25 protein-coding genes and 1 tRNA gene are annotated in these 23,971 nt (G+C 62.3%); 7 read left to right on the top strand and 19 right to left on the bottom strand.

All coding sequences use genetic code 11. The annotated features are described in order from the left end of the window. Nucleotides 1–39: 39 nt before the first annotated feature. Nucleotides 40–660, bottom strand: coding sequence for a nucleoside triphosphate hydrolase (locus tag AC0L15_RS16710; RefSeq protein WP_128174700.1), 621 nt, complete (start codon nt 658–660; stop codon nt 40–42). A 239-nt stretch (nt 661–899) separates the two neighbouring features. Continuing rightward, nucleotides 900–2,009, bottom strand: coding sequence for a hypothetical protein (locus tag AC0L15_RS16705; protein ID WP_473496602.1), 1,110 nt, complete (start codon nt 2,007–2,009; stop codon nt 900–902). Between the two features lie 577 nt (nt 2,010–2,586). Between AC0L15_RS16705 and AC0L15_RS16700 the strand changes: the two genes are divergently transcribed. Further along, nucleotides 2,587–3,474 (top strand): D-alanyl-D-alanine carboxypeptidase family protein, encoded by an 888-nt coding sequence (locus AC0L15_RS16700; RefSeq protein ID WP_473496601.1) that lies wholly within the window; start codon nt 2,587–2,589, stop codon nt 3,472–3,474. Nucleotides 3,475–3,574: 100 nt separating this feature from the next. Here AC0L15_RS16700 and AC0L15_RS16695 read toward each other — a convergent pair whose 3' ends face one another. From AC0L15_RS16695 to AC0L15_RS16680, 4 genes are read right to left on the bottom strand one after another with little or no spacing between them, the layout of a single operon-like run. After that, nucleotides 3,575–3,901: a helix-turn-helix domain-containing transcriptional regulator gene (locus tag AC0L15_RS16695; RefSeq protein WP_287316887.1), complete on the bottom strand. Its 327-nt coding sequence runs from the start codon at nt 3,899–3,901 to the stop codon at nt 3,575–3,577. A 2-nt stretch (nt 3,902–3,903) separates the two neighbouring features. Then, nucleotides 3,904–4,242, bottom strand: a complete 339-nt coding sequence (locus tag AC0L15_RS16690; RefSeq protein WP_473496622.1) for a type II toxin-antitoxin system RelE/ParE family toxin — start codon at nt 4,240–4,242, stop codon at nt 3,904–3,906. A gap of 55 nt (nt 4,243–4,297) precedes the next feature. Next, entirely contained in the window at nt 4,298–5,131 is an 834-nt protein-coding gene (locus AC0L15_RS16685; RefSeq protein WP_473496600.1) for a protein NO VEIN domain-containing protein, read from the bottom strand. A gap of 2 nt (nt 5,132–5,133) precedes the next feature. Then, the gene (locus AC0L15_RS16680) at nt 5,134–5,703 is read right to left on the bottom strand and encodes a restriction endonuclease subunit S (protein WP_473496599.1); all 570 of its coding nucleotides are present in this window, start codon (nt 5,701–5,703) and stop codon (nt 5,134–5,136) included. Between the two features lie 157 nt (nt 5,704–5,860). Between AC0L15_RS16680 and AC0L15_RS16675 the strand changes: the two genes are divergently transcribed. Together AC0L15_RS16675 and AC0L15_RS16670 are read left to right on the top strand one after the other, a co-directional pair. Then, nucleotides 5,861–5,937: transfer RNA gene (locus tag AC0L15_RS16675), tRNA-Arg, on the top strand. A 23-nt stretch (nt 5,938–5,960) separates the two neighbouring features. Beyond that, a complete protein-coding gene (locus AC0L15_RS16670) occupies nt 5,961–6,434 on the top strand; it encodes a very short patch repair endonuclease (RefSeq protein WP_473496598.1) in 474 nt (157 codons plus the stop codon). Here AC0L15_RS16670 and AC0L15_RS16665 read toward each other — a convergent pair. Further along, nucleotides 6,403–7,650 (bottom strand): DNA cytosine methyltransferase, encoded by a 1,248-nt coding sequence (locus AC0L15_RS16665; protein WP_473496597.1) that lies wholly within the window; start codon nt 7,648–7,650, stop codon nt 6,403–6,405. The two genes, AC0L15_RS16670 and AC0L15_RS16665, sit on opposite strands and share 32 nt — an antisense overlap. After that, the gene (locus tag AC0L15_RS16660; RefSeq protein ID WP_258121048.1) at nt 7,650–7,823 is read right to left on the bottom strand and encodes a MerR family transcriptional regulator; all 174 of its coding nucleotides are present in this window, start codon (nt 7,821–7,823) and stop codon (nt 7,650–7,652) included. The genes AC0L15_RS16665 and AC0L15_RS16660 overlap by 1 nt, the downstream gene beginning before the upstream one ends. 212 nt (nt 7,824–8,035) lie before the next feature. Here AC0L15_RS16660 and AC0L15_RS16655 point away from each other — a divergent pair, with 212 nt between their 5' ends. The 3 genes from AC0L15_RS16655 to AC0L15_RS16645 all read left to right on the top strand — a co-directional run bounded on the left by AC0L15_RS16655 (nt 8,036) and on the right by AC0L15_RS16645 (nt 11,247). Continuing rightward, entirely contained in the window at nt 8,036–8,269 is a 234-nt protein-coding gene (locus tag AC0L15_RS16655) for a hypothetical protein (RefSeq protein ID WP_473496596.1), read from the top strand. Between the two features lie 10 nt (nt 8,270–8,279). Next, complete coding sequence (locus AC0L15_RS16650; RefSeq protein ID WP_473496595.1) at nt 8,280–10,763, top strand: hypothetical protein; 2,484 nt, start codon at nt 8,280–8,282, stop codon at nt 10,761–10,763. Nucleotides 10,764–11,013: 250 nt separating this feature from the next. Continuing rightward, the gene (locus AC0L15_RS16645) at nt 11,014–11,247 is read left to right on the top strand and encodes a hypothetical protein (protein ID WP_473496594.1); all 234 of its coding nucleotides are present in this window, start codon (nt 11,014–11,016) and stop codon (nt 11,245–11,247) included. A gap of 82 nt (nt 11,248–11,329) precedes the next feature. Here the strand turns inward: AC0L15_RS16645 and AC0L15_RS16640 are convergent, their stop codons facing one another. Both AC0L15_RS16640 and AC0L15_RS16635 read right to left on the bottom strand, forming a co-directional pair. Continuing rightward, nucleotides 11,330–11,632, bottom strand: coding sequence for a hypothetical protein (locus tag AC0L15_RS16640; protein WP_473496593.1), 303 nt, complete (start codon nt 11,630–11,632; stop codon nt 11,330–11,332). A 176-nt stretch (nt 11,633–11,808) separates the two neighbouring features. After that, complete coding sequence (locus tag AC0L15_RS16635) at nt 11,809–12,306, bottom strand: MarR family winged helix-turn-helix transcriptional regulator (RefSeq protein WP_473496592.1); 498 nt, start codon at nt 12,304–12,306, stop codon at nt 11,809–11,811. A gap of 129 nt (nt 12,307–12,435) precedes the next feature. Between AC0L15_RS16635 and AC0L15_RS16630 the strand changes: the two genes are divergently transcribed. Beyond that, nucleotides 12,436–12,918 carry a methyltransferase family protein gene (locus AC0L15_RS16630; RefSeq protein WP_473496591.1) on the top strand — a complete coding sequence of 161 codons (483 nt, stop codon included), beginning with the start codon at nt 12,436–12,438 and terminating at the stop codon, nt 12,916–12,918. A gap of 30 nt (nt 12,919–12,948) precedes the next feature. Here the strand turns inward: AC0L15_RS16630 and AC0L15_RS16625 are convergent, their stop codons facing one another. From AC0L15_RS16625 to AC0L15_RS16585, 9 genes are all read right to left on the bottom strand, one after another. Then, nucleotides 12,949–14,766 (bottom strand): ABC transporter ATP-binding protein, encoded by a 1,818-nt coding sequence (locus AC0L15_RS16625; protein ID WP_473496590.1) that lies wholly within the window; start codon nt 14,764–14,766, stop codon nt 12,949–12,951. Continuing rightward, a complete protein-coding gene (locus AC0L15_RS16620; protein ID WP_473496589.1) occupies nt 14,763–15,707 on the bottom strand; it encodes an acetamidase/formamidase family protein in 945 nt (314 codons plus the stop codon). Before AC0L15_RS16620 ends, AC0L15_RS16625 begins: the two co-directional genes overlap by 4 nt. Then, entirely contained in the window at nt 15,697–17,292 is a 1,596-nt protein-coding gene (locus AC0L15_RS16615; RefSeq protein WP_473496621.1) for an ABC transporter substrate-binding protein, read from the bottom strand. The genes AC0L15_RS16620 and AC0L15_RS16615 overlap by 11 nt, the downstream gene beginning before the upstream one ends. 91 nt (nt 17,293–17,383) lie before the next feature. Beyond that, nucleotides 17,384–18,304: an ABC transporter permease gene (locus tag AC0L15_RS16610; RefSeq protein WP_473496588.1), complete on the bottom strand. Its 921-nt coding sequence runs from the start codon at nt 18,302–18,304 to the stop codon at nt 17,384–17,386. Continuing rightward, nucleotides 18,301–19,209, bottom strand: coding sequence for an ABC transporter permease (locus tag AC0L15_RS16605; protein WP_473496587.1), 909 nt, complete (start codon nt 19,207–19,209; stop codon nt 18,301–18,303). Before AC0L15_RS16605 ends, AC0L15_RS16610 begins: the two co-directional genes overlap by 4 nt. Next, nucleotides 19,187–19,786, bottom strand: coding sequence for an ANTAR domain-containing response regulator (locus AC0L15_RS16600; RefSeq protein WP_473496586.1), 600 nt, complete (start codon nt 19,784–19,786; stop codon nt 19,187–19,189). Before AC0L15_RS16600 ends, AC0L15_RS16605 begins: the two co-directional genes overlap by 23 nt. Then, nucleotides 19,783–20,910 (bottom strand): transporter substrate-binding protein, encoded by a 1,128-nt coding sequence (locus AC0L15_RS16595; RefSeq protein WP_473496585.1) that lies wholly within the window; start codon nt 20,908–20,910, stop codon nt 19,783–19,785. The genes AC0L15_RS16600 and AC0L15_RS16595 overlap by 4 nt, the downstream gene beginning before the upstream one ends. Before the next feature lie 228 nt (nt 20,911–21,138). Continuing rightward, nucleotides 21,139–21,915, bottom strand: coding sequence for an ABC transporter substrate-binding protein (locus AC0L15_RS16590; RefSeq protein ID WP_473496584.1), 777 nt, complete (start codon nt 21,913–21,915; stop codon nt 21,139–21,141). Between the two features lie 116 nt (nt 21,916–22,031). Further along, complete coding sequence (locus tag AC0L15_RS16585; RefSeq protein ID WP_473496583.1) at nt 22,032–23,777, bottom strand: hydantoinase B/oxoprolinase family protein; 1,746 nt, start codon at nt 23,775–23,777, stop codon at nt 22,032–22,034. Between the last annotated feature and the right edge of the window lie 194 nt (nt 23,778–23,971).

Raw genomic sequence — 23,971 nt, 5'->3', positions numbered from 1 at the left:
GGAAAGTCCTAAGGTTCCAGGCGCGGGCCATCCTGCAAATCAGGCGTGATCGCCGATCACCAGATCGGCGGGGCGGCGGCGGGCAAGCACGCGGTCGATGTTGGGCATGTCGTTGGAGGCGATCCAGGCGCGGGCGTCCTCATCGGAGCGTCCATGCTCGTGCCATCGCTCGAGCAGCCGGCGCTCGAGCTCGGCGCGCGGCACATCGACGAAAACAGAGAAATCGAACAGCGGCGCCAGCCGCGACCACGGTTCCTCGTCAAGGAGCAAATAGTTGCCTTCGACCAGGATGAACTTGGTGTCGGCGGCGATGATCGAAGCGGCCGCGCGAGACAGCTCCATGCTGCGGTCGAACACCGGAATGGCGATGTCGGGCTCGGCGGCGCGGATGCGCTTCAGCAAGGTTTCGAAGCCGGCAAAGTCAAAAGTTTCCGGAGCGCCTTTTCGCGCCCGCAGGCCGCGCCGCTCGAGCACGATATCGTCGTAATGGAAGCCGTCCATCGGCACGATTTCGGCCGCGCCTTCCGGCAGCAGCTCATGCAGGCGGGCCGACAGCGTCGACTTGCCGGCGCCCGGAGGACCGGCGATGGCAACGACAAAGCGCCGCGCCTTGCCGGCGCGCTTGAAGATGGTGGCGGCGAGGTGGGCAATCTCGGACATGCGTGATTCCGGGTGATAATTTCGGCTGCATCTTGGCGACAGTTCGCGGAAATTTCAAACGCGGGATTGAAGATCGCCCAATTGTCGAGGTCGGCGCCGCCCCTCATTGGCCGCGACGTCGGCGCCGCGCTTCTTCCTTCTCCCCTTGTGGGAGAAGGGAAAGCTGCACGTGGCCGCTCGCCCCAGAACTGGACCGTGAGGCGTAATTCAAGTTAAAGCAATCGCCCAGGCCAGCCCAATCAACCAGGAACCGATCGGCCAATCCGCAGGAAATCGCCGTCGAAAGCGACATCCCGCGTCGAACCGTCGGCAGCCGCAAGGCGCATATGCCCCTGCGCTGTTATGATGTCACGCGGCGGCTCGCCGCCGGCTTGTTGGGGCAGTGCGCCGATGACGTGGCGGAACGAGACGTTGCGGCCTTCGCCAAGCGCAAAGGCGGTCGCCACACCTTCCCGCTTCAGCCAGTTGTCACCGAGCGACGCGGCATGGCCGAGCGCGGTGCGGCCGTCCTCGATGCCGAGCACGCCGCGATGGCGGCCGCTCCACGGCGCGTAGTCGCGCCCGCCATTGCTGACCCACAGCATGGTGACCGGCAGCTCGGCCGGGTTTTTCAGCACCACAACCAGATCGGCTTCCGCTTTTCGCGCCAGCGCGGTCCAGCCCGGCCCGCCATGGTCGGCCTCGACCAGCGTGACGAAATCCTCTCGGCCCTGGTCGATGCGATAGTCGGTCAGGTCGAGCGTGCCGCCATCGGCGGCGGGAAAACGCGTCAGGTCGGCGGACCGCGCGGGATAGGCGAAGCGGAAACGGCCGCGGGCCGGATCGGGCTCGAGCGGGTCGTCCGGCGTTGCCGCAAACCGCTTCGGCGAGAAAGCCAGCCTGCCGCCGTCCGTCATCACCGTCATCGGATGATGGGCGACGGAAATGCCGCCGGACCCGCCGGAAAAGACATGTTCCTGATAGAGAAACGGATGATCGTCGCGCAGGGTGAGAATCTTGTCGACCGTCGCGCCCATGACCTTGTGCTGCAGCCTGAAAACGGCCCGCCAGCCATCGGCAGTCGCCGCGGAGGCGACGACATCCCAGCGGCTGTTGGCCGGCCAGCCATGCAAGGGCGCTTCCTCGACATCGCTGCGCGAAAACGGCGCGCATAAAAAATCGCCGGACAGGCGAACGGTGCCCTCGGGCAGGTCTGGCGGCAGCGTCTCGCGCGGCTCGTCGACCCACGGCGCGCGATGCAGCGGTTTTAGTCGGCGCCCGTCGATATCGACGGTCATGTCGGCGAGATGGCCGACGGTGAGATCGACAGTTACCGAAATGCCCTTTGCCTTGATCGTGAGCGTATCCATGGCGCACCTGCTGATTCTGCCGGCGCCAGCAAACCCGCTCGGTGTCGGTTGCGCAAGCTGGGTGACGGGCATTTCATGTCAGAGACGCATTTGCCCGGTGACGTACCCCTAGCCCCGAGGCTTTCGCGCTACGATGTACCCCCACCCCTAACCCCTCCCCACAAGGGCAGCGCTACCGCAGGTAAAGCCGAGGCTTTTGCTCTACGATGTACCCCCACCCCTAACCCCTCCCCACAAGGGGGAGGGAGACTTCCGTTGGCGCTGACCTCGGCAAATTGCCTGCCTTCCGGCGCACCCAAGGGAAAGTAAAGGCGCGCGGCAGCGTTCCCTCCCCCTTGTGGGGAGGGTTAGGGTGGGGGTCCATCGTAGAGCGAAAGCCTCGGCCTTTCACCGAGATAGCCCTGCCGTAAACGGGGAGAAAGAAACTGGCCGCAATGCCGGCAGGGCAATGAGGGGCAGCGCCAACGCCGGGAATTCAACCCGAAGCGATTGCCGTGAAGACCGGCATTAACCAAATGGACGGCGCCATTGGGTTAGGCTAGTTTCCCACTCGTTTCAGCAACAGCTTACCTTCAGAATGTCCAAACCGCGCCACTTTCCGCTCCTCCAGAAATTTGTCGCGGCGTTTGCGCTGCTGGTGCTCGTTGCCGGCTGCGCGACGACGCCGACCGAGACCATGCTGGCGGTGCCGGCGCCGGCGCAGAAATATGCGGCTGTCGTCGTCGATGGCAGCAGCGGCAGGACGCTGTTCGAGGCCAATTCGACGGCGCCGCGCTATCCCGCGTCGCTGACCAAGATGATGACGCTCTACCTGCTGTTCGAAGCGCTGGATCAGGGCCGCGTCAGCAAGACGACGCTGATCCCGGTTTCGGCCAACGCCGCCAGGCAGCCGCCGACCAAGCTGCGCTTCCGGCGCGGCGAGACGATCGACGTCGATTCGGCGATCCGGGCGATCACCGTCAAGTCGGCCAATGACGTGGCGGTCGCCGTCGCCGAATATCTCGGCGGCAGCGAAGCTGCGTTTGCCGCGATGATGACGGCCAAGGCGCGCCAGATCGGCATGCGAAGCACCGTCTTCCGCAACGCTTCCGGCCTGCCGGACGGCGGCCAGCAGACGACGGCGCGCGACATGGCGGTGCTCGGGATGGCGCTACGCGCCCGCTTCCCCCAGCATTTCCACTATTTTTCGGAAAGCGACTTCATGTTCCGGGGCAGGCTGGTGCGCGGCCACAACGACATGCTCGGCCGCGTCCGCGGCGTCAACGGCATCAAGACAGGCTATATCAGAGCCTCAGGCTTCAACATCGTCACCTCCTACGATGCCGACGGCCGCCGGCTGATCCTCGTGGTGATGGGCGCCGACAGCGCGCGCCAGCGCAACGACCACGTCGAAGCACTGATCCAGCGCAACCTGTCGCCGGCGTCGAACACGACGACGCGGCTGCTGTATGCCGGGGAGCAGTGAGACTAGGCGACTGCGCTGTCGCTGATCTCGCGGATGCGGCTGACCAGCCTCATCACACGGTCCTCGTCATGGCTGCCGCAGCCCCCCGGCAGACTTTTGGTCAGGCCGCGTCGGCCGCGGCTTGCACCGTCAGATGCACCCCGGTTTCGATCTGCAGGGCGCGGATGACGCCGAGAAGGTTCTCCGCCGTAGGGTTGCCGTCTGGTCCGAACATGCGCATGAGGCTCTTCGGCGACTTGCCGACGATTTCACCCAGCCGCTCGAAGCCGATCGTGGCGTTGATCGCCTCGCGCATCGCCGCGCGGCCGCCAGCGGCATCGCCATCGAGCAGATCCTGCACCGCTTGGCGCAACAACGCCTCCCGAAAAAGCGAATCGCGCTCAGCCCGCGCGCGCACCGTCTCGCGAAACGCCCTCGTCAACGGCATGACTATCTGTCCTTCCTGCTGCCCGCGCGCTTGCGCGCCCTGTAATCGCGCCAGTGTCTCAGTGCGTCTTGTATGTCGTCCTGCTGCCGTCTCTTCGTTCCGCCGCCCAACAGGATCACCAGCGTCGTGCCGTCCCAGCCGAAATAGATACGATAGCCGGGTCCGCGATCGATCCGAAGTTCCGCCGCACCTTCGCCGATCGGCTTCACGTTCGACGTATTGCCATCGCCAAGCCTGGCGAGCCGCGTCGTGACAAGCGCCGCCGCCTGGCCGTCGAGCGCATCGAACCATTTGCGGAACGGGCTTTCATCCTTTTCGGTCAGATACTCTTCAATACGGATCACATGGTGACATTTATGTTACCATTTAGCAAGCAGTTTCAAATATTGAGCGGCATCAGAAATGCGCCCGCCAGGTTGCGGCCTTCAGCAGCACGGATCTGTCCAGCGGTGGCGTAAGTTCGAAGGCGCGCGGTTGGCGCACGAAGTCGAACAGCCGGACCAGCCGGAAGGCGTCCGGCCGCTCCTCCGAGAAGGCCCGTTCGTTCTCCGAAAGCAGGAACGGGGTCTGCTTGTGGCCGGTGGTGGTCTTCACCTCGATCAGCCGCTCGCTGCCGGCCGGATCGAACGAGCGAATGTCATAGCCGGCGCCGGCGCCGTCCTCCACTGATACCCAGCGCACCTTCCGGGCAAGATCGTCGCGCCCTGCCGCGCGCAAGCCCGACTGCTCGGCAAAGAAGATGCGTTCCTCGCCGCTCTGGCCCAGTTGTCTGTTGCGGGCGTCCCGCAGCGCCGGATCGAATTTCCGCACGATCCGCTCCAGCGCGGGCGGCACGGTTTCGAACGCCGCGACAGGTGGCGCTTCGAAGAAAAGGGGCTGAGGCTCGTGCAACCCGGGTGCAGACGCGGCCAAGATCGGGCTCTCAAAGAGCGCCGGATCGCGGGCGATATGGCGCTCGACGCCGTCGACCAGGGCGCGTTGGAAGTTCGCCATCGGCTTGTATCCGGCGATCCACGGCATGCCGAGCCGATAGAGCACCGCACTTATGTTCTGGTGTTTGAATTCGATCGAGCCGCGGCTGCGGCCGGTCAATTCCTGAAGCTGCGCGTTGCGCTGCGCCTTGACGAACGAACGGCCCGCCAGTTCCAGCGACAGCATGTCGAAATAGTCGGCGGTGATGAGGTCGATCTCGCGGTCCGTCCAATCACTGCCGGTCAGCGCGTCGGACATAGTCAGAGCTGGCCTGAGAAGGCGCGGAATTGGAGGGAGGAGAAGAGTGAGTTGGTGTCCCGCAATTGTGTCTCCAATCGCCTGCGCTGATCTCCGACTGATGTTAGAGCAGTCGTGTAGCGACCCTGGCTGTCGGCGTCCGGGATAAGAATGGAGATTGAGGCCATTTCCTTCGCGTTGATATTTGCCATTCCGACGATGCTCTTTGCCATGTTGCGCAAGGTGGCTTTGCCCTGTCGAGAATTGAGGTAGCCTGCAACGTAGTGCGGACTGATTGAATTCTTGGTCCTCGCCCGAACAAGATACCCAGCGAAAGCAAATGGCTCCTCTATTCCAAAAACAGCAGTCTTACCCACAAGATCGACGCTGTTTTTCCGATTGAATAGGATGTCTCCTTTCCGGACCGTGTATTTTTCTACCTCTTTGTCAGAAAGATCGATGAACTTGAGGTCAACCACGACAATTCGACCGTCATTGGTGACATTGCCCATGCGCAGAATCGGAAACGCTCCGGCTTCTCCAGCTTTCGCGCTCGTGCCGTATTGAGTGTCTCCCAGCAGATCACCGATCACCCCACGTTGGAAACCTTTTGGGTTTGTGTCCGGATCACCATGCATGAAGTGGCGGGCGCTGTTCCATTTCTGCGTTGAAGCCCGCCCCGGCTTCAGCTAAGAAGCCGTGGCTGGCCGGTTCACTGGCTGGTTCGTTTTCCGGATTTCGATCCTGAAGGCACCCGTAGCTCAGCTGGATAGAGCGCTGCCCTCCGAAGGCAGAGGTCACAGGTTCGAATCCTGTCGGGTGCGCCATAGAATTGCCTCAGCCCCGCTCGATGGCCGAAGCTTTCTTCCGCCCTACTGGAACCACAGTACAGACGATGGTCGACAGCATTTCCTCAGAAGTTCGCTCGCGAATAATGAGCCTGATTCGAGGCAGGAACACGCGTCCAGAGATTTATGTTCGGCGGATCCTCCACGCTGCCGGCTATCGATTCCGCCTTCATCGTAATGATTTGCCAGGCCGACCAGATATCGTGCTGCCGAGATATTGGACGGCGGTGTTCATAAACGGCTGCTTCTGGCACGGTCACGATTGTAGGCGAGGCAAGCGCCCGTCTTCGAACACGGAATTCTGGGCAGAGAAGATCGACAGAACCATGGGCCGCGACCGACGCAACTTGGAAGCTCTGACGGCGGCTGGCTGGCACGTAGTAACGATCTGGGAATGCCGTCTCGAAGCCGACACCGATGCCCTGCTAACAGACCTGGCAGACGTCAGCGGGCGCGCGACGGTTCTATCGAGTTGACAAGGTAGCCTGCAAAATAGCGAGCCAGCTTGGGAGGGACGGCATTTCCGATCATGCGAGCGACAGGCTCGATCTGCTCCGTCGGATAGAAAACGTATTCATCTGGAAAGGATTGCAGGATGGCTGCCTCCCGAAGGGAAATCCCGCGAACTTGGTTGGTATCGAAATGCCCAAATCGCCCGTTTGAAATGCTGTGGCACTTCGTCGTGATTGTCGGCGACGGCCGATCTGGATGCATTCGGGTGTAGACATCGCTGAAGCAGCGGTCGTTGAGACGCTCGTTGACCTTGCGGTGGCAGTCGAGCGTCAGGTCGCCGTATTGGGTGTTTGCCATGTAAGCATTCGACTCTCCGGGCTTGGCGGAAGACAGACGCATGAGGTTCAGCTCGCTCAGCGAGCGGGCCTTGTGGTTGGGGATTTCCGGATGGACTTCGCCCGCGGCCACGGGGGGCAAGTGTCCGATCGCACGGGACACCGAAACCAGAGTTTCGTTCGGATCGGAGTCCGGTACCAACAACTCGGTTTCCAAGAGATCGGCGAAACGCTCCTCGCGGACAAGGTCGCGTCGAACCGCTATCAGAATCGACCGTTTGCGGAATTGAGGGATGCCGAAGTTCGAAGTGCACACCACCTTCGAGCCGGTCACGTAACCCAATTGATTAAGGCGCACTCTGAAATCTTCCCAGATACCTCCGTACTTGGCATCCTTGATACCTGCAACATTCTCGGACAACACCATTTCAGGCTTATAGCGGTCGACATATTCGGCAGCTTCCGTCAGCAAGCTACGGTCCTTCTCCCTTCCCAATCGACGCTTTTCGCTCAGTTTCTTCCGGGAAAGGCGGGTGAATGGCTGGCAGGGCGCACAAATGGCAAAAAGTACGGGAGTGGCTGGAGCTTTCGACCGATAGTAGCCCAGCAGCGAATCAAGCTCCGCACACAGTTCTGCCTGTTGCCCGCCTGGGTAATCCTCGGTTGCGGGGAAAACGTCGTAGTGGAGGAACCTTGAGTTTGAATGGTCGACCGTTTCGTTGAAATTGTTCTCTGCGTAGGTAAGGCGGCAGCGATTGTCCTTGTCGATCCCGGCAATCACGTAACCGCCGGCATCGATCAGACCTCGCGTCGTTCCGCCGGCACCGCAAAAAAAATCAACTGCGAGAAAATTCGGCATCTTTGCCGCCTTTTGCTCGTCTTTCTTGCCGACCGAAACACCCATCACAGTACCTTCCTGATGCGCTTGATATCGGCAGACGTGAACACACGCCAACCATTTCTGTCGCGCTTCACATCTTCGATCCTCTTTTCCCGGAACCAGCGCAGGAGGGTGCTTTTCGAGATTCCCAACTCCTTTGCGGCCCCGTCCGTGGAGTAGGTCTTCTCGCGCGACACACAAATCTCCGTGAATATATTCAATCATACTCATCGTCGGAATGCAGTCAATGGCTGCGCAAGAAATTTCGTTGGAGTCACAATCATTTAACGCGTTATCGGTCATCCAAATACGTTGCTCGGAGTGGACCACCTACCTAGCAATGCAACATATTGCTTTTCACGATCGTACATTTGTCATATGTACGGCCTCAATTGCGTGGAGAGCGAATATGGTACGCGAAGAAGACCGGGCAAAATTTATAAGACTGGCATCCACCCGGGTTACCAAGGCGCTAAAGGACATCCAGCTTATCGGAAATCTCGCAAATCGATCGAATTATGACTACACGGATGAGGATATTACGAAGATTTTTAAGGCTCTGAACGAAGAGATCAGCGTTTGCCGGAAACGGTTTGAGCTCTCCGGAAAGAGAAACGGGGCGACCAAGTTCACGTTGGAATAGGGGATAAGTCATGGATTCCAAAAAAGTATGTCTGTCACTTCTGGCTGCCGAGTCCGAACTCGAAGTCGAAAAAATTCTTGCTTCAGTCCCGGAGATGCAGGACTCCAAAAACTGGAAGCCTCTCGACGGCCGCGAAACCAACTTCAACGTTACTTCCAACCAGGCATCGGACGGCGGGAAGGCACTGACCGAACTGATGACCAACATGGTCGATGCCGTGCTCCTGAAACACGCCTACCTCAAGGGCATCGATCCGAAAGGCAAAAAAGCCCCCGCCACCATGTATCAAGCGGTCGACCACCTCGTTCATAAGATGCACGGCGGAAAGCTGGTGAACCTCGGGCCAAACGATCCATGGCTCAAGAAGTTCGCCCAGAGCAATCTCGCGATCGGTATCACAGGTGCGAAGTCGAAGGCGGAAGGGTTGCCTTGTTATTCATTCGCCGACAACGGTGAAGGCCAGCACCCGGACGATTTTGAAACCACTTTCCTGTCGCTGAGCGCCGGCAACAAGAAATCTATCAACTTCGTCCAGGGCAAGTTCAACATGGGCTCGTCCGGCGTGCTTCGCTATTGCGGCCGTCGCTGGTTCAAGCTCATCGTGTCCCGCCGTTACGATAAGTCGGGTCCGTGGGGATGGACCATCATGCGTCGCCGCCCGACCGACGGCGATCGCATGCCTGTGGCAGAGTATTTCGTCATGCCGGGCGGCAAGATCGCAAGGTTCGATGCCGAGGAGCTGTTTCCCTACCATACGATCGAGAAGAAGCGCTACGACCGCATGCATTTGAATGCGGGCACGATCGTGAAGCTCTACGACTACCAGGTCGGGTCCCGGTTTCTCAGCTTCCGCGGTTCGCGCGATGCGCTTAACGAGAACTTGGTCGAGACCATCCTGCCATTCCGCATCCTTGATCTCAGGCAGAAGCCGGACCCGAAGCGCGGTCCGGACCGCGCATTGGGGGTAGACCCACGCCCGTTTTACGGGATGGAATTCCTGCTCCTCAATTCCCACAAGGAAGAGGGCCTGGAAGGCGAAGACGAAGCCTCGGGCGAAGACAGGGTGTTTGTCGGCAAGTTTTCGCACCCGAATCTCGGCGAAGTGAGCATCAGCGCGATACCGTTGAAGCGCGACATCCCAGGGTGGCTCAAGCCGAACAACTCCAACAATCGTGTCTTTCATGCCGTCAACGGACAGGTCCAGTTCAAGCAGACACGCGGCTATCTCTCCACCACATGCGGATTTCCTGCCTTAAAGGACCGCATCGTCGTTATCGTTGATGCCAGCAATCTGACATTCGCGGCACACAACGAGGTGTGGAAGGGCGATCGGGAACACCTTAGCAACACGCTCGATGGCGAGCGCTACGTCGAAGAGGTCACCAAGACAATAAAAGAGTCACAGGCACTGAAGGACCTACAAGCCAAGATCGCCGCCGAGGAGTTGGAGCGCGCGGCGAAGACAGAGGGCAATTCGCTGTTCCAGAAGCTTGTCGACCGAGATCCCAGTCTCGCCGGCTTGCTGTCGAGCCGCGATCCTTCGATCAAGCTGCCTGCCTCGGGTGGGTCCAAGGCTGGCGGAAAAGAGAGCGGAACAGCCGAGGAGTTCAAGGGATCCTACAGCCCGACCTTTATCCGGTTGGAGGAACGCGTTGCGAAAAACGCTGTCGAAATTCCGCTGGGCCGCAGCCGACCGCTGGGAGCCAGAACGGACGCGGGCAACGATTATCTGCAGAGACCAGACAATCCCGGCCGAGTGATCCTTGACGAAGAGATCCGGAAGAAGTTCGGCGTTCGCGAGCATCTGAAGGACGGTCGACTGACTCTCTACCTTTCTCCGGACAAGGAAGATGTTGATGTCGACGACACATTCACATTTCGGATAGCGTTACAGGACGAAGCAATGCCGCAGGCCGTTGTATCGGAAGAGGTGACCGTGCGGGTAGTTGCCGTGGTCGATGAAGACGACGAGAAAAAAGTAACGCCGAAGCCGAAGCCGAAGCCTGATGTCAGTGCTGGGGATAAGAAAGCAGGCGATGGGGAAGATGCCCCAACCCACGGATTGCCGGCCGTCATTCTCTTGACCAAGGATGGGCGAGAAATGTCCGGCTATCAGACCGAAGAATGGCCGGATGACTTCTCCGAGACCGACGGTGGCCTGATTCAGGATCTCGGAAAGGAGAGCGTTTACAAGATCAACTATGACAACGTCTATCATATCAAATACCGAATAGCGGCGAAGGACGGCGTTGCCCGCAACGTCATTACCGAGAAGTACATCCTCGGAATGCGCATTCTCTTGTTAGGCTGCGAGCACGCGCTTCGCAGCATGCATCCGACCGACAGCTCCGGAGATAATGGCATAGGGGAGTTCATGGACGACTTTCGTCGTATGGCGGCTAGAGGTGCCGCATCCACTGTGCTGGCCTTAGCTGAAAATCTGCCGAAGATCGTCGACGCATCTTCAATTCAGCAGGCAGAGCAGGTGGAGTGAACAGGCACCGATAGATGACAAACTCAAGCTGAATTGAGGTGCCTGAGGATGGGTCGCCGCAGGGTGCGGCGACCGGGCCTTCGCGACCGCCTCTGCCGGAGGAACGGGAGCTATTTTGGCCGAACAGGCCTGACCAAGTTTAAGGGGTTCCGGGACGATCCCGCCCACGTCACCTTCGAACTCAGCGATAGTCTGGAACCCAATCGGCTGCGAATGACTTCTCCGTAGGTAGCCTGAAAGGAGCGCCGCCGTGTCCGCACCTGCCGAAATGGATGTCGTCCTCGAAAAGCTGCCTTTGAGGATCGGCGCCTACGTGCCCGACGACTTGCTGGAAGACTGGTTCGCGCCGGGAACGGGCATGAACCCGGTCAGCAAGGAAGCGCTGGCGGCCGCCAAGACTTACGGATGGCGCTTCGAATGCGAGTTCAAATACTATCCCGAACGGATGGAGGGCGTGTTCTGGAAGTGGGTGCCGGCGATCTGACCCGCACAATTTCCATCGCCCCAACTGCTTGGCTCTTCAGTGATCCAGATTGCCGCGAAATGGGATCGCTGTCTCGATCTTCTCAGCCGCCGCCTATCGGCGTCGTCACCTTTCCGGTTCCGCCGCATTCGGGGCAGGTGCGGCCGTCGATCATGCCTGTCCCGGCGCAGCGGCGACACATATGCTCGCCAGCGCCGGCAGTGCCTGCCGCTTCGGCATTGGCTTTGCCAGATTGCCCGGGTTCGCCTTGCAGCTGCTTTCTCACCCAGGCGACCGCAGCCTCATCGACTTCAAGCGGCTTGCTGCCCGGCAGGCCTTCGCCGGATTGGCCTATGGTCTTGTTGCGCGGCCGGTCGTTCGTGCCTGTCGTTTTTTTCTGAGCCATTGCAGTACTCTTCTTGCGGTGGCGCAGCTCTCAGCTTTTGCGCTTCGAACGCCTCAGTTCCGCAGAGGTTCCGGTTGGCAATCGTCCGCCGGCGGGCGGACGGAAGCGGCAAACGGCCGGCAGCTCGTCGCTCAAGCATCGGGGATCGCTTCAATGGCGCCCTCGCAGCCTTTGCGTCAGCCCAGCCGCTCCGAGCGCAGTTTCACATCGTCGCTCAGCTGCCGCACGATATCGGCGGTCTTGTGGATGTCGGCTTCGTCGAGAGCGACGCCCATGGTCGAGGCGATCGCCAGGAGCTGGGCGTTCAGCTCGCCGTAGCGCGCCGCGCCATTGCGCGTCAGCTGCACAAGCTTCGAGCGCCGGTGCTTCGGATTGTCCATGAATTCGACGAGCCCCTCGGCCGCTAGCTCATCCGCCAGCCGCTGCATGCGCTGGCGGCTGGTGGGCCGCATCCGGGCGATCTGCGGCACGGTGAGCGGGCCAAGCAGCGCGAGGCTTCGCATGAAGCCGAACGAGCCGCCGCCCCAACTGGTGATGAGCCCTGTCTTCTGGCCGAGAGCCCGTATTCTGAAGAAGCACTGGGCCACTTCGAGCATCAGCTCGGCGATCGCCTCGGCCTTGCCGTCAGCGATGGGGTCCGCCCCGGTCCTCTGGTCGTGTCTTGCCGACGCCATCGCTTCCTTCCTTTTGTCTTGCGAATTTCTGCGATTGACACCCTTGTTGTCAACTTCTAGAGTGACACCTTAGTTGTCATTATAGGCAGCTGTGAGCTTCGTAGCCCTCCAGCATTTGCGGGAGCAGACATGGCAATGGACCCGGCTGGGCAAACCGACAGCGGAACCGCAGGCGTCATCGCGAGACCGCCCCTGCTCTTTCTCGCCGCTCTGCTGATCGGCTTCGTGCTGGATCGCCTGCTGCGTTTGCCGTTCCCGGTTGCGGGGGCCTGGATCATCGGCGGCTCGCTGATCCTGATCGGCCTGGCGCTTTTCGCCGCGGGCATTGGCAACTTCATGCGCGCAGCGACGCCGGTGCCGACGAATGAGCCGACGCGCGTGCTGGTGATGACCGGCATCCACGGATGGACGCGCAATCCGATCTACCTCGGCATGTTCCTCATCTATGGCGGCATCGGCGTGGCCGCGCAGAATATTTGGATCCTTGTCCTCACTCTGCCGCTTGCAATCCTGATCCGCTACGGCGTCGTCGCCCGCGAGGAGGCCTATCTCGAACGGCGTTTCGGCAGTGCGTATCTCGACTACAGGCAACGCGTGCGGCGCTGGCTCTGAGCGTCGCAAGAATGCCGACAGTTGCGCACGTCAGGAAACCGCAACGAGATGACCGTTGCCAAGATCCCTCAGGGCCAGTTTCGGCGGCTCTTCGCCAATTTTTCGGGTCGGGCTCGGGATCTCCTGATCGAGACGCGCGAAACGCGGCCGGCGCTTTGCCGGATCGGGCACCGGCACGGCCTCGATCAAGCGCTTGGTGTAGGGATGGCGCGGGTTCGAAAAGACCTGGTCGCGGGTGCCCATTTCGACGATCTGGCCGAGATACATGACGGCGACACGATCGGAAATGTTCTCGACTACCGCCATGTCGTGCGAGATGAACAGATAGGCGATGCCGAATTCGCGCTGCAGTTCCTTCAGCAGGTCGAGCACCCGGGCCTGCACCGACACGTCGAGTGCCGAAACGCTCTCGTCGGCGATGATGAGTTTGGGCCTGAGCGCCAGAGCGCGCGCGATGCAGATGCGCTGGCGCTGGCCGCCCGAGAATTCGTGCGGATAGAGCTCCATCTGGTCGGCCGACAGGCCGACGCGCTCGAACAGCGCCGCCACAAGCTGGCCGCGCTCTTCCTTCGAGGCAATGCCATGGATCAACAGCGGCTCGGCAACGAGGTCGCCAACGCGCATGCGCGGGTCAAGCGAGGCATAGGGATCCTGGAAAATCATCTGCACGTCGCGGCGAACCGCCTTGCGCTGGTCACGGCCAAGGCCCGCCAGATTGCGCCCGCCGATCACGATATCGCCGTGGTAGGGCACAAGCCCGGCCAGCGCCTTGGCGGTGGTCGACTTGCCGCAGCCGGATTCGCCGACCAGCGCCAGCGTCTCGTGCGGCGCGATCGAAAAGCTGATGCCTTCGACGGCGTGGACACGGCGGTTCACTTGGCCGAAGAAGCCACCGCGCAGGTCGAAATGGACATGCAGATCGTTGACCACCGCCACGCTTCCGGGCATTTCCGCTTCGACGGAACTCCGGCGGCCGGCGCCGGTACCGATGCGCGGCACGGCGGCGAGCAGTTCACGCGTATAGTCGGCTTGCGGGCGGGAAAAGATATCGGCGGCTGTTCCCTGCTCGACCATGCGGCCGTGCCGCATGATGACGACGCGATCGGCCATTTCGGCAACCACGCCCATGTCGTGGGTGATGAGGATGACGCTGGTGCCGTGTTCGCGCTGCAGATCGCGCAACAGTTCCAGCACCTCGCCTTGAACGGTGACGTCAAGCGCCGTCGTCGGCTCGTCGGCGATCAGCACATCCGGTTTCAGCGCCAGCGCCATGGCGATCATCACGCGCTGGCGCATACCGCCGGACAGTTCGTGCGGAAACTGTTTTAGCCGGCTTTCGGGTTCCGGGATGCGGACGGCCTTCAGCGCCTCGATGGCGCGCCGGCGCGCCTCGGCGCGTGACAGGCCGGTATGGGCCTCGATGGACTCGACCAGCTGCCGGCCGATCGACAGCACCGGATTGAGCGAGGTCATCGGCTCCTGGAAGATCATCGCGATGCGGTCGCCGCGAATGTGGCGCATCCGGCGCTCATCGAGCAAAGCCAGATCGATGTCGCCCCGATCGATATCGCGAAACCGGATCGCGCCGGATTCTATCCGGGCGGCGGGCTGCGGAAGCAACTGCATGATCGCCAGCGCGGTCATCGATTTGCCGGAACCGGATTCACCGGCAATGCAAAGGGTCTCACCGCGTGCAATCGAGAACGACAGGCCTGATACCACCGGCCGCTCGCCGTCTTCGCCGCGCACGCTGACGGTCAGGCCGGAGATTTCCAGCACCGGTCCAGCCGTGGTCGAAACGGCCGGGGCAAAAACCCCGGTCCGCTTTTTGCCTGCGCTTTTGCTCATTCGAAGACGCAGCGCGGGAAGTAGAACGACACCACCCAGTTCGGCATGTCGACGATCTCGCTGATCCGGAGATCGCCGCAGACCGAAACCAGCATGTAGGCCTCGACCGGGTCCATTGCGTAGCGGCCGGCAAGCAGGTCGATCATCTGCGAGACCGCTTCCCTGGCGCCCGTCATCAGGTCCGGTCCGATGCCGGTCGTCACCTCATAGCCCTTGGCATCGAGATGGCGCGTCACCGGACCCGGCGTGGTGAAGCGCGGCGTCTTCAGCCGCGCATCCTTAACCAGGTCGAGCTTGAGCACGACATCCATCGGGCTTTCGATCGCCGTGCCGCACACTTCGCCGTCGCCCTGCGCGGCATGCGTGTCGCCGACCGAAAACAGCGCACCGGCCACCTCCACCGGCAGATAGAGCGTGGTGCCGGCCGCGAGATCGCGGATGTCGAGATTGCCGCCGACGCGCCTTGGCGGCACCACCGAGTGGAGGCCCATTTCAGCCGGCGCGTTGCCGATGGTGCCGGCAAAGGGTTTCAGCGGCACGCGGGCATGCTTGCCGAACAGCGCCGGCTCGAGCGAGGCGGCGTCGTATGTCCAGATGTTCAGCGCCGGCTCCGGAAAATCGTCGGCGAGCAGCCCGAACCCCGGAATGTTCGCCGTCCAGCCGAAGCCGGACGGCCTGAACATCTCGATCGTCACCTTCAGTGCATCGCCCGGCTCGGCACCTTCGACATAGATGGGCCCGGTGACGGGGTTCACCTTGGCGAAGTCGAGCAAAGCGACGTCAGCAACGGTGCTGTCGGCCTGAAGCTGGCCACCCGACGAATCGAGGCACTGGAACTCGATCGTCGAACCGGGCGCCACCCGCTCAGTCGGGACAAAGGAATTGTCCCAGCCGAAATGGTGATGGCGCCCATGGATGGTGTAGTCGCAGTTATTGCACATCGGTCACATACACATTGTCATAATTGATCGGGATATGGACGGGGTCGACATAGAGATTGTCGGCGCCACCCATCCGGGCCGATTTCATGGTGAAACGCTGCTCGTTGAAGACCGGCGCCCAGGGCGCGTCTTCCATGATCTTGCCGTAGATCGCGCTCCACATCTCGGCACGTTCGCCTGATTTGGCCGGATCGACGATCGAGTCGGCCTCCGCCGCCTTGGCGTCGAGATCCTTGTTGCAGTACCACGACCAGTTCCAGCCGCCCGGAACCGCGCCGGCGCAGCCGAGGATCGGCCCGTAGAAGTTCGACGGATCGGGGAAATCGGCGATCCAGGCCATGCCGCCGGACCAGATCATCGGCGCGCCGGCCTTGTCGCCGCCGGCGGCGATAACATTGGCCTGCGCGAGCGACTGGATGCTGGCCTTGATGCCGACTGCCGCCAGATCCTGCTGGATCGCCTGGGCGATACGCGGGTTGGGATCGGTGTTCATCGCGAACAGCTGCGTGTCGAAACCGTCGGGATGACCGGCCTCGGCAAGCAAAGCCTTGGCCTTGGCCACGTCATAGGGATAGCCCTTGAATTCCTTGTCGTAGCCCGGCATCGACGGCGGCAGCGGCTGATTGGCCGGCACCGCACGGTTGTTGATCAGCTGGACGATACGGTCCTTGTTGATCGCCATGTTGACCGCTTGCCGCACCTTCACATTGTCGAAGGGCGCCATGGTGGTGTTCATGGTGATGTAGCCGGTGTGCAACTGGCCGCCCTCGACGACGCGGGCCTTCTGCTCGGGATCGGCCATCACCTCCTGGAACTTGGCCGGCGGAATGCCGTCGCCGGGAATGTCGATCTCGCCCTTCTGCAGCCGCAGCAGCGCCACGATCGGCTCCTGGCCGATCTCGAAGGTGACCTTGTCGAGATGCGGCAGGCCCTTGTGCCAGTAATCCGGGTTACGCTCGAAGACGACGCGCTGGCCGAGCGTCCATTCGGCGAACTTGAAAGCCCCGGTGCCGACCGGATGCTTGCCAAAATCCGCGCCGTATTTCTCGACTTCCTCCTTCGGCACGACATGCGAGAAGTTGATGGCCATGACATGCAGGAAGGTGGCGTCGGGCCGGGTCAGCTCGAACTTGATCGTGTAGGGATCGACGACGGTGACGCCCGCCAGCCTTTCCGCCTTGCCGGCAGCGACTTCGTCATGGCCCTTGATCGAGCCGAAGAAGCCGGCGCCCGGGCTCTGCGTCTTCGGATTGGTGACGCGATCGAGCGAATATTTCACGTCGTCGGCGGTCATCTCGCGGCCATTGTGGAACTTCACCCCCTGGCGCAGCTTGAACGTGAAGGTCTTGCCGTCGGGCGCAATCTCGTAGCTCTCGGCGAGGTCGGGACGCAGATTGGTGGTGCCCGGCTCGTAGTCCATCAGCCCGTCGAACAGGCTCTTGATCATCGACCAGTTCTGCCAGTCATAGCCAATGGCCGGATCGAGCGTGGCGACGTCGTCCTTGTAGGTGATGGTGATCGCGCCGCCCTGCTTGGCGTTCGGGTCGACGGCGTCCTCGGCGCGGACGCTTGTCATGCCGAGCATCAGCGCGAGCGCCGACACGGCCACGCTGGAGGTCAAGAATTTCTTCATCTCATGTTCCCTTTCTCTGGTTGTTACCGGTCTTTTTTGGCTTTCATCTGAGCTTGATGCGCGGATCGATGAACGGTGCGACGGTGTCGGCCAGGAGATTGCCGAGCACGATGGCGAAGGCCGAAACCAGGGTGACACCCATGATGATCGGAATGTCGACGCGCTGGATGGCCTGCCAGGCAAGCTGGCCGATGCCGGGCCAGCCGAACACGCTTTCGACCACCACGATGCCGCCCATGAAGATGCCGATGTCGATGCCGATCATGGCGATGACCGGCAGGATGGCGTTGGGCAGCGCGTGGCGGAAAATGATGGCGCTGCGTGCAAGGCCCTTGGCGCGGGCGGTCCGCATATAGTCCTGGCGCAGCACGTCGATCATCGACGAGCGCATCATGCGGGCGTACCAGCCGGCGCCGAGGATCCCCATGGTCAGCGAGGGCAGCACCAAATGGCGCCAGGTGCCGTAGCCGCCGATCGGAAACCAGCCGAGCCGCACGGCGAATACATAAAGGAGCAGCAGGCCGACGACGAATTGCGGCGCCGAGACGCCGACAAAGGACGCGACCATCAGCGTCTGGTCGGTGGCGGTGCCGCGCCTGACGGCGGCAACAAGGCCCATCGTCAGGCCGATCGCCAGCTCGCAAAGGATGGCGCCGACCATCAGCAGCAGGCTTGCCGGCAGTCGCGAGACGATGAGCTCCGTGACCTCGGAACGCTGGATGTAGGAGCGGCCGAGATCGCCGCTGAGCAGGCTGATCAGATAGTGCCAGTACTGGATGAAGAAGGGCTGATCGAGGCCGAGCTGCCGGCGGATGTTCTCGACCGTTTCGGGCGTGGCACTGCGGCCGGCGATCTGGCGGACGGGGTCGGCGGGCAGCAGGTAGAGCAGTGCAAATGTGATCAATGAGACGCCGAGCAGGATGAGCACGGACTGGATAACGCGGCGGCCGAGATAGGCGATCATGCCCGGCCCCTTTGCGTCGGATCGAGGATGTCGCGCAGCGCATCGCCGATGAGGTTGAAGGCCAGCGCCAGCGCCAGGATCGCCGCACCAGGAAAGAAGACCAGCCAGGGCGCTGCCTGAAAATATGTCTGGTTCTCGAAAATGATGTTGCCCCAGGATGCGGTCGGCGGCTGCACGCCGATGCCGAGATAGCTGAGCGTTGCTTCGAGCAGCACTGTGGTCGAGATGCCGAGCGTGCCCCAGACGATGATCGTCGGCAGCAGATGCGGCAGGATATGGCGAAACAGGATGCGTGGCGCGCTGGCCCCGATCGTACGCTCGGCGTCGATGAACTCGCGCTCGGCCAGCGAGCTGGTCTCGGTGTAGATGACCCGCGCGGTCTGCACCCAGTTCACCAGAGCGATCACCATGGCAACGATCCACAGGCTCGGCTGGAGCACCGCCGCCAGGCAGATGGCGAGCAGCAGCGCCGGAAAGGCCATCATCAGATCGGTGAAGCGCATCAGCGCGCCACCGATCCAGCCGCGGAAATATCCCGCGGTGACGCCAACCAGCGTGCCGATCAGAAGCGCCACGCCGTTGGCGACGATGCCGATGATCAGCGAGGTGCGTGCGCCGAAAAGGATGCGGGTCAGCAGATCGCGGCCGAGCAGATCCGTGCCCAGCCAGAAGCTGGCATTCGGCGGCAAGGGCGCGCCTTCAAGCGTCAGCCCGTCGAACATCTGCTCGTTCGGATCGTAGCCGGTCAGCCACGGCGCCAGGACGGCGCCGGCCACGACGACGGCAACGATCACCAGGCCGATCAACGCCAGAGGACGCTTGACCAGGCGCCGCCAGACGCCGGCGCGCGGCCTGGCCGGCATGCGCCCGGTTGCCGGAAGATCAGGCGCGATGGGATTGGTCATCGCCGCCTTCTTCCGTCATCGCCACGATCCTGCGCGCGGCCTCTTCGACACTGATCTGCCAGCTCATCGCCAGCGACCGGAGCTGCGCATAGGCGCGGCCGTCCTCAGCGCCTTTGGACAAGGCCTCCACCGCGCGCACGATGGTCTGGCGCTCTGCGACGCGCAGGCGAAGCGACGATATCTCACTTGCCAAAAGCTTGCGCGCCTCGAAACTCTGCCGCGCGATCAAAAGGGCGCTGTAGACGCCGGCATTGCCGACCGGCTTCAGCAACTGGGCGTCGGCCTTGTGCGACAGCGCCCACTCGATGCGGCCCGGCGCTTCGGAGCCGATCAGCGCGACCAGCGGCATCGGCGCCTCACCCGGCGTCCACGGGAATTGTTCGTCGAAGCCGAGATCGGCATCGAAGAAAACGAAGTCCGCCGCCAGCGCCTCGGCCGGCAGTTCCGGCCAGCAGCCGACCGTCTCGAGGCCGATGGCCGACAATTGCCGCGTGATAGCTAGCACCGTCGGATGCGGACGATGCAGGACAAAGGCCGTGGCGCCGCCGAGATTCGGGATGCGCGGGACCCTGCTCACGACACCACCCTCAAGCGTGGGCGGCCGAATGTCTCGGTCCGGTCATAGCGGGACAGATAGGGATCGGGCGCGACACCCTTGGTCAGCGTGACGGTCTTGAACGCGGTGCCCTCGATGCGCCCGATCTGCACCGGCAAGGTGGCGTGCTGGGTTTGCGGATCGATGGAGATGTCGCCGAACGGGGTTCGAAACGAGGTTCCGGCAAAGGCCTGGGAAAGATCCGGCCATTGTGCGCCGGGATTGCAGGCGAGGATTTCGGCAAGCGTCCGCACCGAGGCATAGGCCGCCGCCTCGAAGGACGAGGCAGGCATGGTGGAGGGCGCCGAATCGCCATGGCGATCCGCTGCCGAGATATCGTGAAAGTATGGCCCGACGGAAAGGTGGCCATTGCCCGCCCCGTTGAGCGCCGGCAACTCGCATTCGGTGAGATTGCAGGACAGGATCGGGCAGCGCTCCGGCCTGAAATGCGGGTCGCGTTCGGCAAGTTTGGCATAGGCCGCAATGAAGGCGTAGGACGAGGAACCGATCAGGTTGTTCAGGACGAAATCCGGCCGGGTCGCCTGGATCTCGGCGATCAGCCTGGAGACATCGACCTCGCCGAGCGGCAGATAGCGCTCGCCCAAAACCTTGCCGCCGGCATCTGCGATCAGGTCGCGGGCGACACGGTTGGTCTCCCAGCCCCAGATGTAGTTCGAGCCGAGCAGAAAACCGTTGGCGCCGAAGCGCGGCACGACATGGGCCAGCAGCGGAACGAGATGCTGGTTCGGGCAAGCGTGCATGTAGACGACATGCTCGTTCGCTTCGAAGCCCTCATAGGGACAGGCATACCAGAGCGTGCCGCCGGCGCGCTCGAGGATCGGGATGACCTCCTTGCGGCTCCATGACGTGATGCAGCCAATGATGTGGCGCGCGCCGCTGTTGGCGAGAATGTCGGCGCATCCCGTCGCGTAGCCGTCGATGTTGCCTTGCGGGTCGCGCTCCACAGGAACGAATTCGATCGGGATGGCGGGATCGGCGTTGACATCGGCGATGGCCGTCATCGCACCGGAACGGCAGGATTCGGACAGCAGGCGGTAGTTGCCCGACCGCGAGTAAAGGATGCCGATTTCAATACGCCGTCCCAAGCAAATCCCCAAAATAACAATGCCCCGCAGCCGCCGCCGCGGAAGGCGAGGCATACGAGGCATTTTTGCCGCCCGGCGGTCGGAGCCGGTATTTTCCCCAATAGCGTATTCGGTACGGCGGGTCAGTCAAGCGGGAAAGTGGAGGCCGGCCCGACGATGCTGCTGTAGAAGGGGGAGCGCCGTTCGGGCTTCACCAATTGTCGATGTTGGCGCTCGGTGCGCCTCCGCCTACTCGCCGTAGACGTCGAAGGCAAAATACTTGTCGTTGATTTCCTTGTATTTGCCGTTGGCGCGCAGGGCGTCGATCGCCGCGTCGAGTTTTTGGGCCAACTCCTTGTTGCCCTTCTGCAGCGCGATGCCGACACCCGGGCCATGGATGGCCGGGTCTGGCGCCAGGGTGCCGAGCAGCTTGCAACAGGCGCCCTCGGGCTTCTCCAGCCATTCGGTCAGCAGGATCGAGCCGTCCATCACCGCGTCGAGGCGGCCGTTGACCATGTCGGTACGGGCGTCGTCGCCGGTCGGATACGGTCTGATGGTCGAGCCTGCGTATTTCTGCTCGGCGAAATTCTGATGGATCGTGGCGCTCTGCACGCCAAGCGCCTTGCCTTTCAGGTCCTCGGGCGAGGTGCCGGTGACGGTCGAATCCTTCGGCACCGCGATGGCCGGTGGCGTCTGGTAGTATTTGTGGGTGAAGTCGACCTTCTCGGCGCGTTCCGGCGTGATGGTGATGTTGATGATGGCGTCGAACTTGCCGGCCTGCAGGGCCGGGATCGAGCCGTCGAAATCCTGCACGACGAACTCGCACTCGGTCTTCATCTCGGCGCACAGCGCCTTGCCGAGATCGATGTCGAAGCCGCCCAGCGTGCCATCGGCATTGGCATAGTTGAAAGGCGGATAGGCGCCCTCGGTGCCAAGCTTGAGTTTCTTGTCCTGGGCGGAGGCAGCGCCGGTGGCGAGCGCCATGGCGACGGAAGCGGCAGCCAAGAAACGACCGAAAAGGCGCATGATCCAAATCTCCGTTGATGGGAGAAGTCTACGGGGTTTTGTGGGCGCGGCGGAGACGGAAACGACATGCCCTGCGGCAAGCACGCCGCGGCAAGGCCGATTGGCAGCTTCGGCGGTCAGCCGGCTGCTCGTGCCCGCTCGGTGGCGGCTCGGTCGACTGCCGACCCGTCCGCGGAAAGGGCAACGCCAAATTTCTCGCTGGCCTGTTCGGGCGTATAGTACCCCAGCCTGACATCCCGCAGCACCAGTTCCGGATCGCGCTGCAGGGGATCACCATAGCCGCCGCCGCCCGGCGTGCCGACGCGCACGCGGTCGCCGGCCTGCAGCGCGATGTCTTGCTCCTTGGAGAGGTGCAGCGGCACATGCTCCGCGCCGTCGCGAAAAACGGTCACCGTGTTGACCGCGCCGTCCTTGCCGCCGAGCGCGCCTTGCGGGCCGAAACGGCCATGGTCCATGACGAAGGAGGCGCGGGCATCGCCGCGCAGGATCTCGACCTCATAGGCGAGGCCGAAACCGCCGCGATGCCTGCCGGCGCCGCCCGAGCCTTCGCGCAGGGCATAGTGGCGGTAGAGCACCGGAAACGCCTGCTCCATGATCTCGACCGGCGGCGATTTGGAGATGCCGATGGTCGAGCAGCCATTGCTCAGGCCATCATGACCCGCATTGCCGCCATAGCCGCCGCCGGAGATCTGGTACATGACGTAGTCGCGGCCGCGCGCCGGGTCGTTGCCACCGAGCGCGAAATTGCCGCTGGAGCCGGCCGGGGCCGCCGTCACCTTGTCAGGCAATGCCTGCACCATCGCCGCGAACACCGCCTCGGCGATGCGCTGCGAAACCTCGGCGGCGCAGCCCGATACCGGGCGCGGATATTTGGCGTCGAGGAAAGTGCCTTCCGGCCGCTTGACGATCAGCGGCTCGAAGGCGCCGGCGCTGATCGGCACATCAGGGAAAATGTGGCGCATGGCGAGATAGACCGACGACAAGGTCGTCGCCAGAACGCTGTTCATCGGCCCGGCGCAAGGTTTTGACGAGCCCGAAAAATCGAAGCTGAGCGTGTCGCCGTGTTTCTCGACGGCCAGCGCGATGGTCAGTGGCTCGTTCACCACCCCGTCGGAATCGACGAAGGCCCGCGAGCGATAGATGCCGTCGGGAATGGCCGATATGTTGGCACGCATCTGCTCGGCGGCGCGGCGGCGCAGTTCGGCGATCGCCTCGACGACTGTTTCCTCGCCGTAACGATCCAGGATTCCATTGAGCCGGTCCTGGCCGATCAGCAGTGCCGCCGCCTGCGCGCGGATGTCGCCGATGCGCTGGTCGGCAACCCTGATGTTGGAACAGATGATGGCGTAGATCTCGCGATCGAGCACGCCCTGCTTGAACAATTTTACCGGCGGCAGCCGCAAGCCTTCCTGCTCGACCGCCGTTGCCGAGGCAGAAAAACCGCCCGGCACCGAACCGCCGATATCGGGCCAGTGGCCGGTGTTCGACAGCCAGCAGAAGATTTTGCCGTCGCGGTAGACCGGCATGGCGAAGCGCACATCCATCAGATGGGTGCCGCCGAGATAGGGGTCGTTGACGATGTAGATATCGCCTGGCTCGGGCGGCAGGCAGCGGCCGTCGGCGATCATTTCGATCACCGTTTTGGTCGAATACTGCATGACGCCGACGAATACCGGCAGGCCCTGGCTGCCTTGTGCGATCAGCGAACCATCGACCGCCGAATAGATGCCGTCGGAGCGATCGTTGGCCTCGGCGATAACCGGCGAGAATGCGGCGCGCGAAAACGTCAGGTCCATCTCGTCGCAGACCTGCTGCAGCGCCGCCTGGATGACCGAAAGCGTGATGGCGTCGAGAGTGATCATCCGCGCGCCTCAAGTTGGACGAGGCGGGCGTCAATTTTGCACGCCGAGAGCTGGCATACGGATTCTGACGAAGAGGGACCCCCACCCCTAACCCCTCCCCACAAGGGGGAGGGGGATTCTCGTTGGCGCTGAAAGCAGCAAATCGCTGCGTGTCGATGCCAGGAACTGGTGGCTCGACCAAATCCCCCTCCCCC

The organism is Mesorhizobium sp. WSM4846, from assembly GCF_055811415.1.
The sequence above is the reverse complement of the archived record's forward strand: the minus strand, read 5'-3'. Positions and strand labels throughout refer to the sequence as shown.

Bases quoted from the DNA above. Each gene is read 5' to 3' on its own strand.
- AC0L15_RS16710 (WP_128174700.1), bottom strand. From the start codon at position 660: ATGTCCGAGATTGCCCACCTCGCCGCCACCATCTTCAAGCGCGCCGGC.
- AC0L15_RS16705 (WP_473496602.1), bottom strand. From the start codon at position 2,009: ATGGATACGCTCACGATCAAGGCAAAGGGCATTTCGGTAACTGTCGAT.
- AC0L15_RS16700 (WP_473496601.1), top strand. From the start codon at position 2,587: ATGTCCAAACCGCGCCACTTTCCGCTCCTCCAGAAATTTGTCGCGGCG.
- AC0L15_RS16695 (WP_287316887.1), bottom strand. From the start codon at position 3,901: ATGCCGTTGACGAGGGCGTTTCGCGAGACGGTGCGCGCGCGGGCTGAG.
- AC0L15_RS16685 (WP_473496600.1), bottom strand. From the start codon at position 5,131: ATGTCCGACGCGCTGACCGGCAGTGATTGGACGGACCGCGAGATCGAC.
- AC0L15_RS16670 (WP_473496598.1), top strand. From the start codon at position 5,961: ATGGCCGAAGCTTTCTTCCGCCCTACTGGAACCACAGTACAGACGATG.
- AC0L15_RS16665 (WP_473496597.1), bottom strand. From the start codon at position 7,650: ATGGGTGTTTCGGTCGGCAAGAAAGACGAGCAAAAGGCGGCAAAGATG.
- AC0L15_RS16655 (WP_473496596.1), top strand. From the start codon at position 8,036: ATGGTACGCGAAGAAGACCGGGCAAAATTTATAAGACTGGCATCCACC.
- AC0L15_RS16650 (WP_473496595.1), top strand. From the start codon at position 8,280: ATGGATTCCAAAAAAGTATGTCTGTCACTTCTGGCTGCCGAGTCCGAA.
- AC0L15_RS16640 (WP_473496593.1), bottom strand. From the start codon at position 11,632: ATGGCTCAGAAAAAAACGACAGGCACGAACGACCGGCCGCGCAACAAG.
- AC0L15_RS16635 (WP_473496592.1), bottom strand. From the start codon at position 12,306: ATGGCGTCGGCAAGACACGACCAGAGGACCGGGGCGGACCCCATCGCT.
- AC0L15_RS16630 (WP_473496591.1), top strand. From the start codon at position 12,436: ATGGCAATGGACCCGGCTGGGCAAACCGACAGCGGAACCGCAGGCGTC.
- AC0L15_RS16625 (WP_473496590.1), bottom strand. From the start codon at position 14,766: ATGAGCAAAAGCGCAGGCAAAAAGCGGACCGGGGTTTTTGCCCCGGCC.
- AC0L15_RS16620 (WP_473496589.1), bottom strand. From the start codon at position 15,707: ATGTGCAATAACTGCGACTACACCATCCATGGGCGCCATCACCATTTC.
- AC0L15_RS16615 (WP_473496621.1), bottom strand. From the start codon at position 17,292: ATGCTCGGCATGACAAGCGTCCGCGCCGAGGACGCCGTCGACCCGAAC.
- AC0L15_RS16610 (WP_473496588.1), bottom strand. From the start codon at position 18,304: ATGATCGCCTATCTCGGCCGCCGCGTTATCCAGTCCGTGCTCATCCTG.
- AC0L15_RS16605 (WP_473496587.1), bottom strand. From the start codon at position 19,209: ATGACCAATCCCATCGCGCCTGATCTTCCGGCAACCGGGCGCATGCCG.
- AC0L15_RS16590 (WP_473496584.1), bottom strand. From the start codon at position 21,915: ATGCGCCTTTTCGGTCGTTTCTTGGCTGCCGCTTCCGTCGCCATGGCG.
- AC0L15_RS16585 (WP_473496583.1), bottom strand. From the start codon at position 23,777: ATGATCACTCTCGACGCCATCACGCTTTCGGTCATCCAGGCGGCGCTG.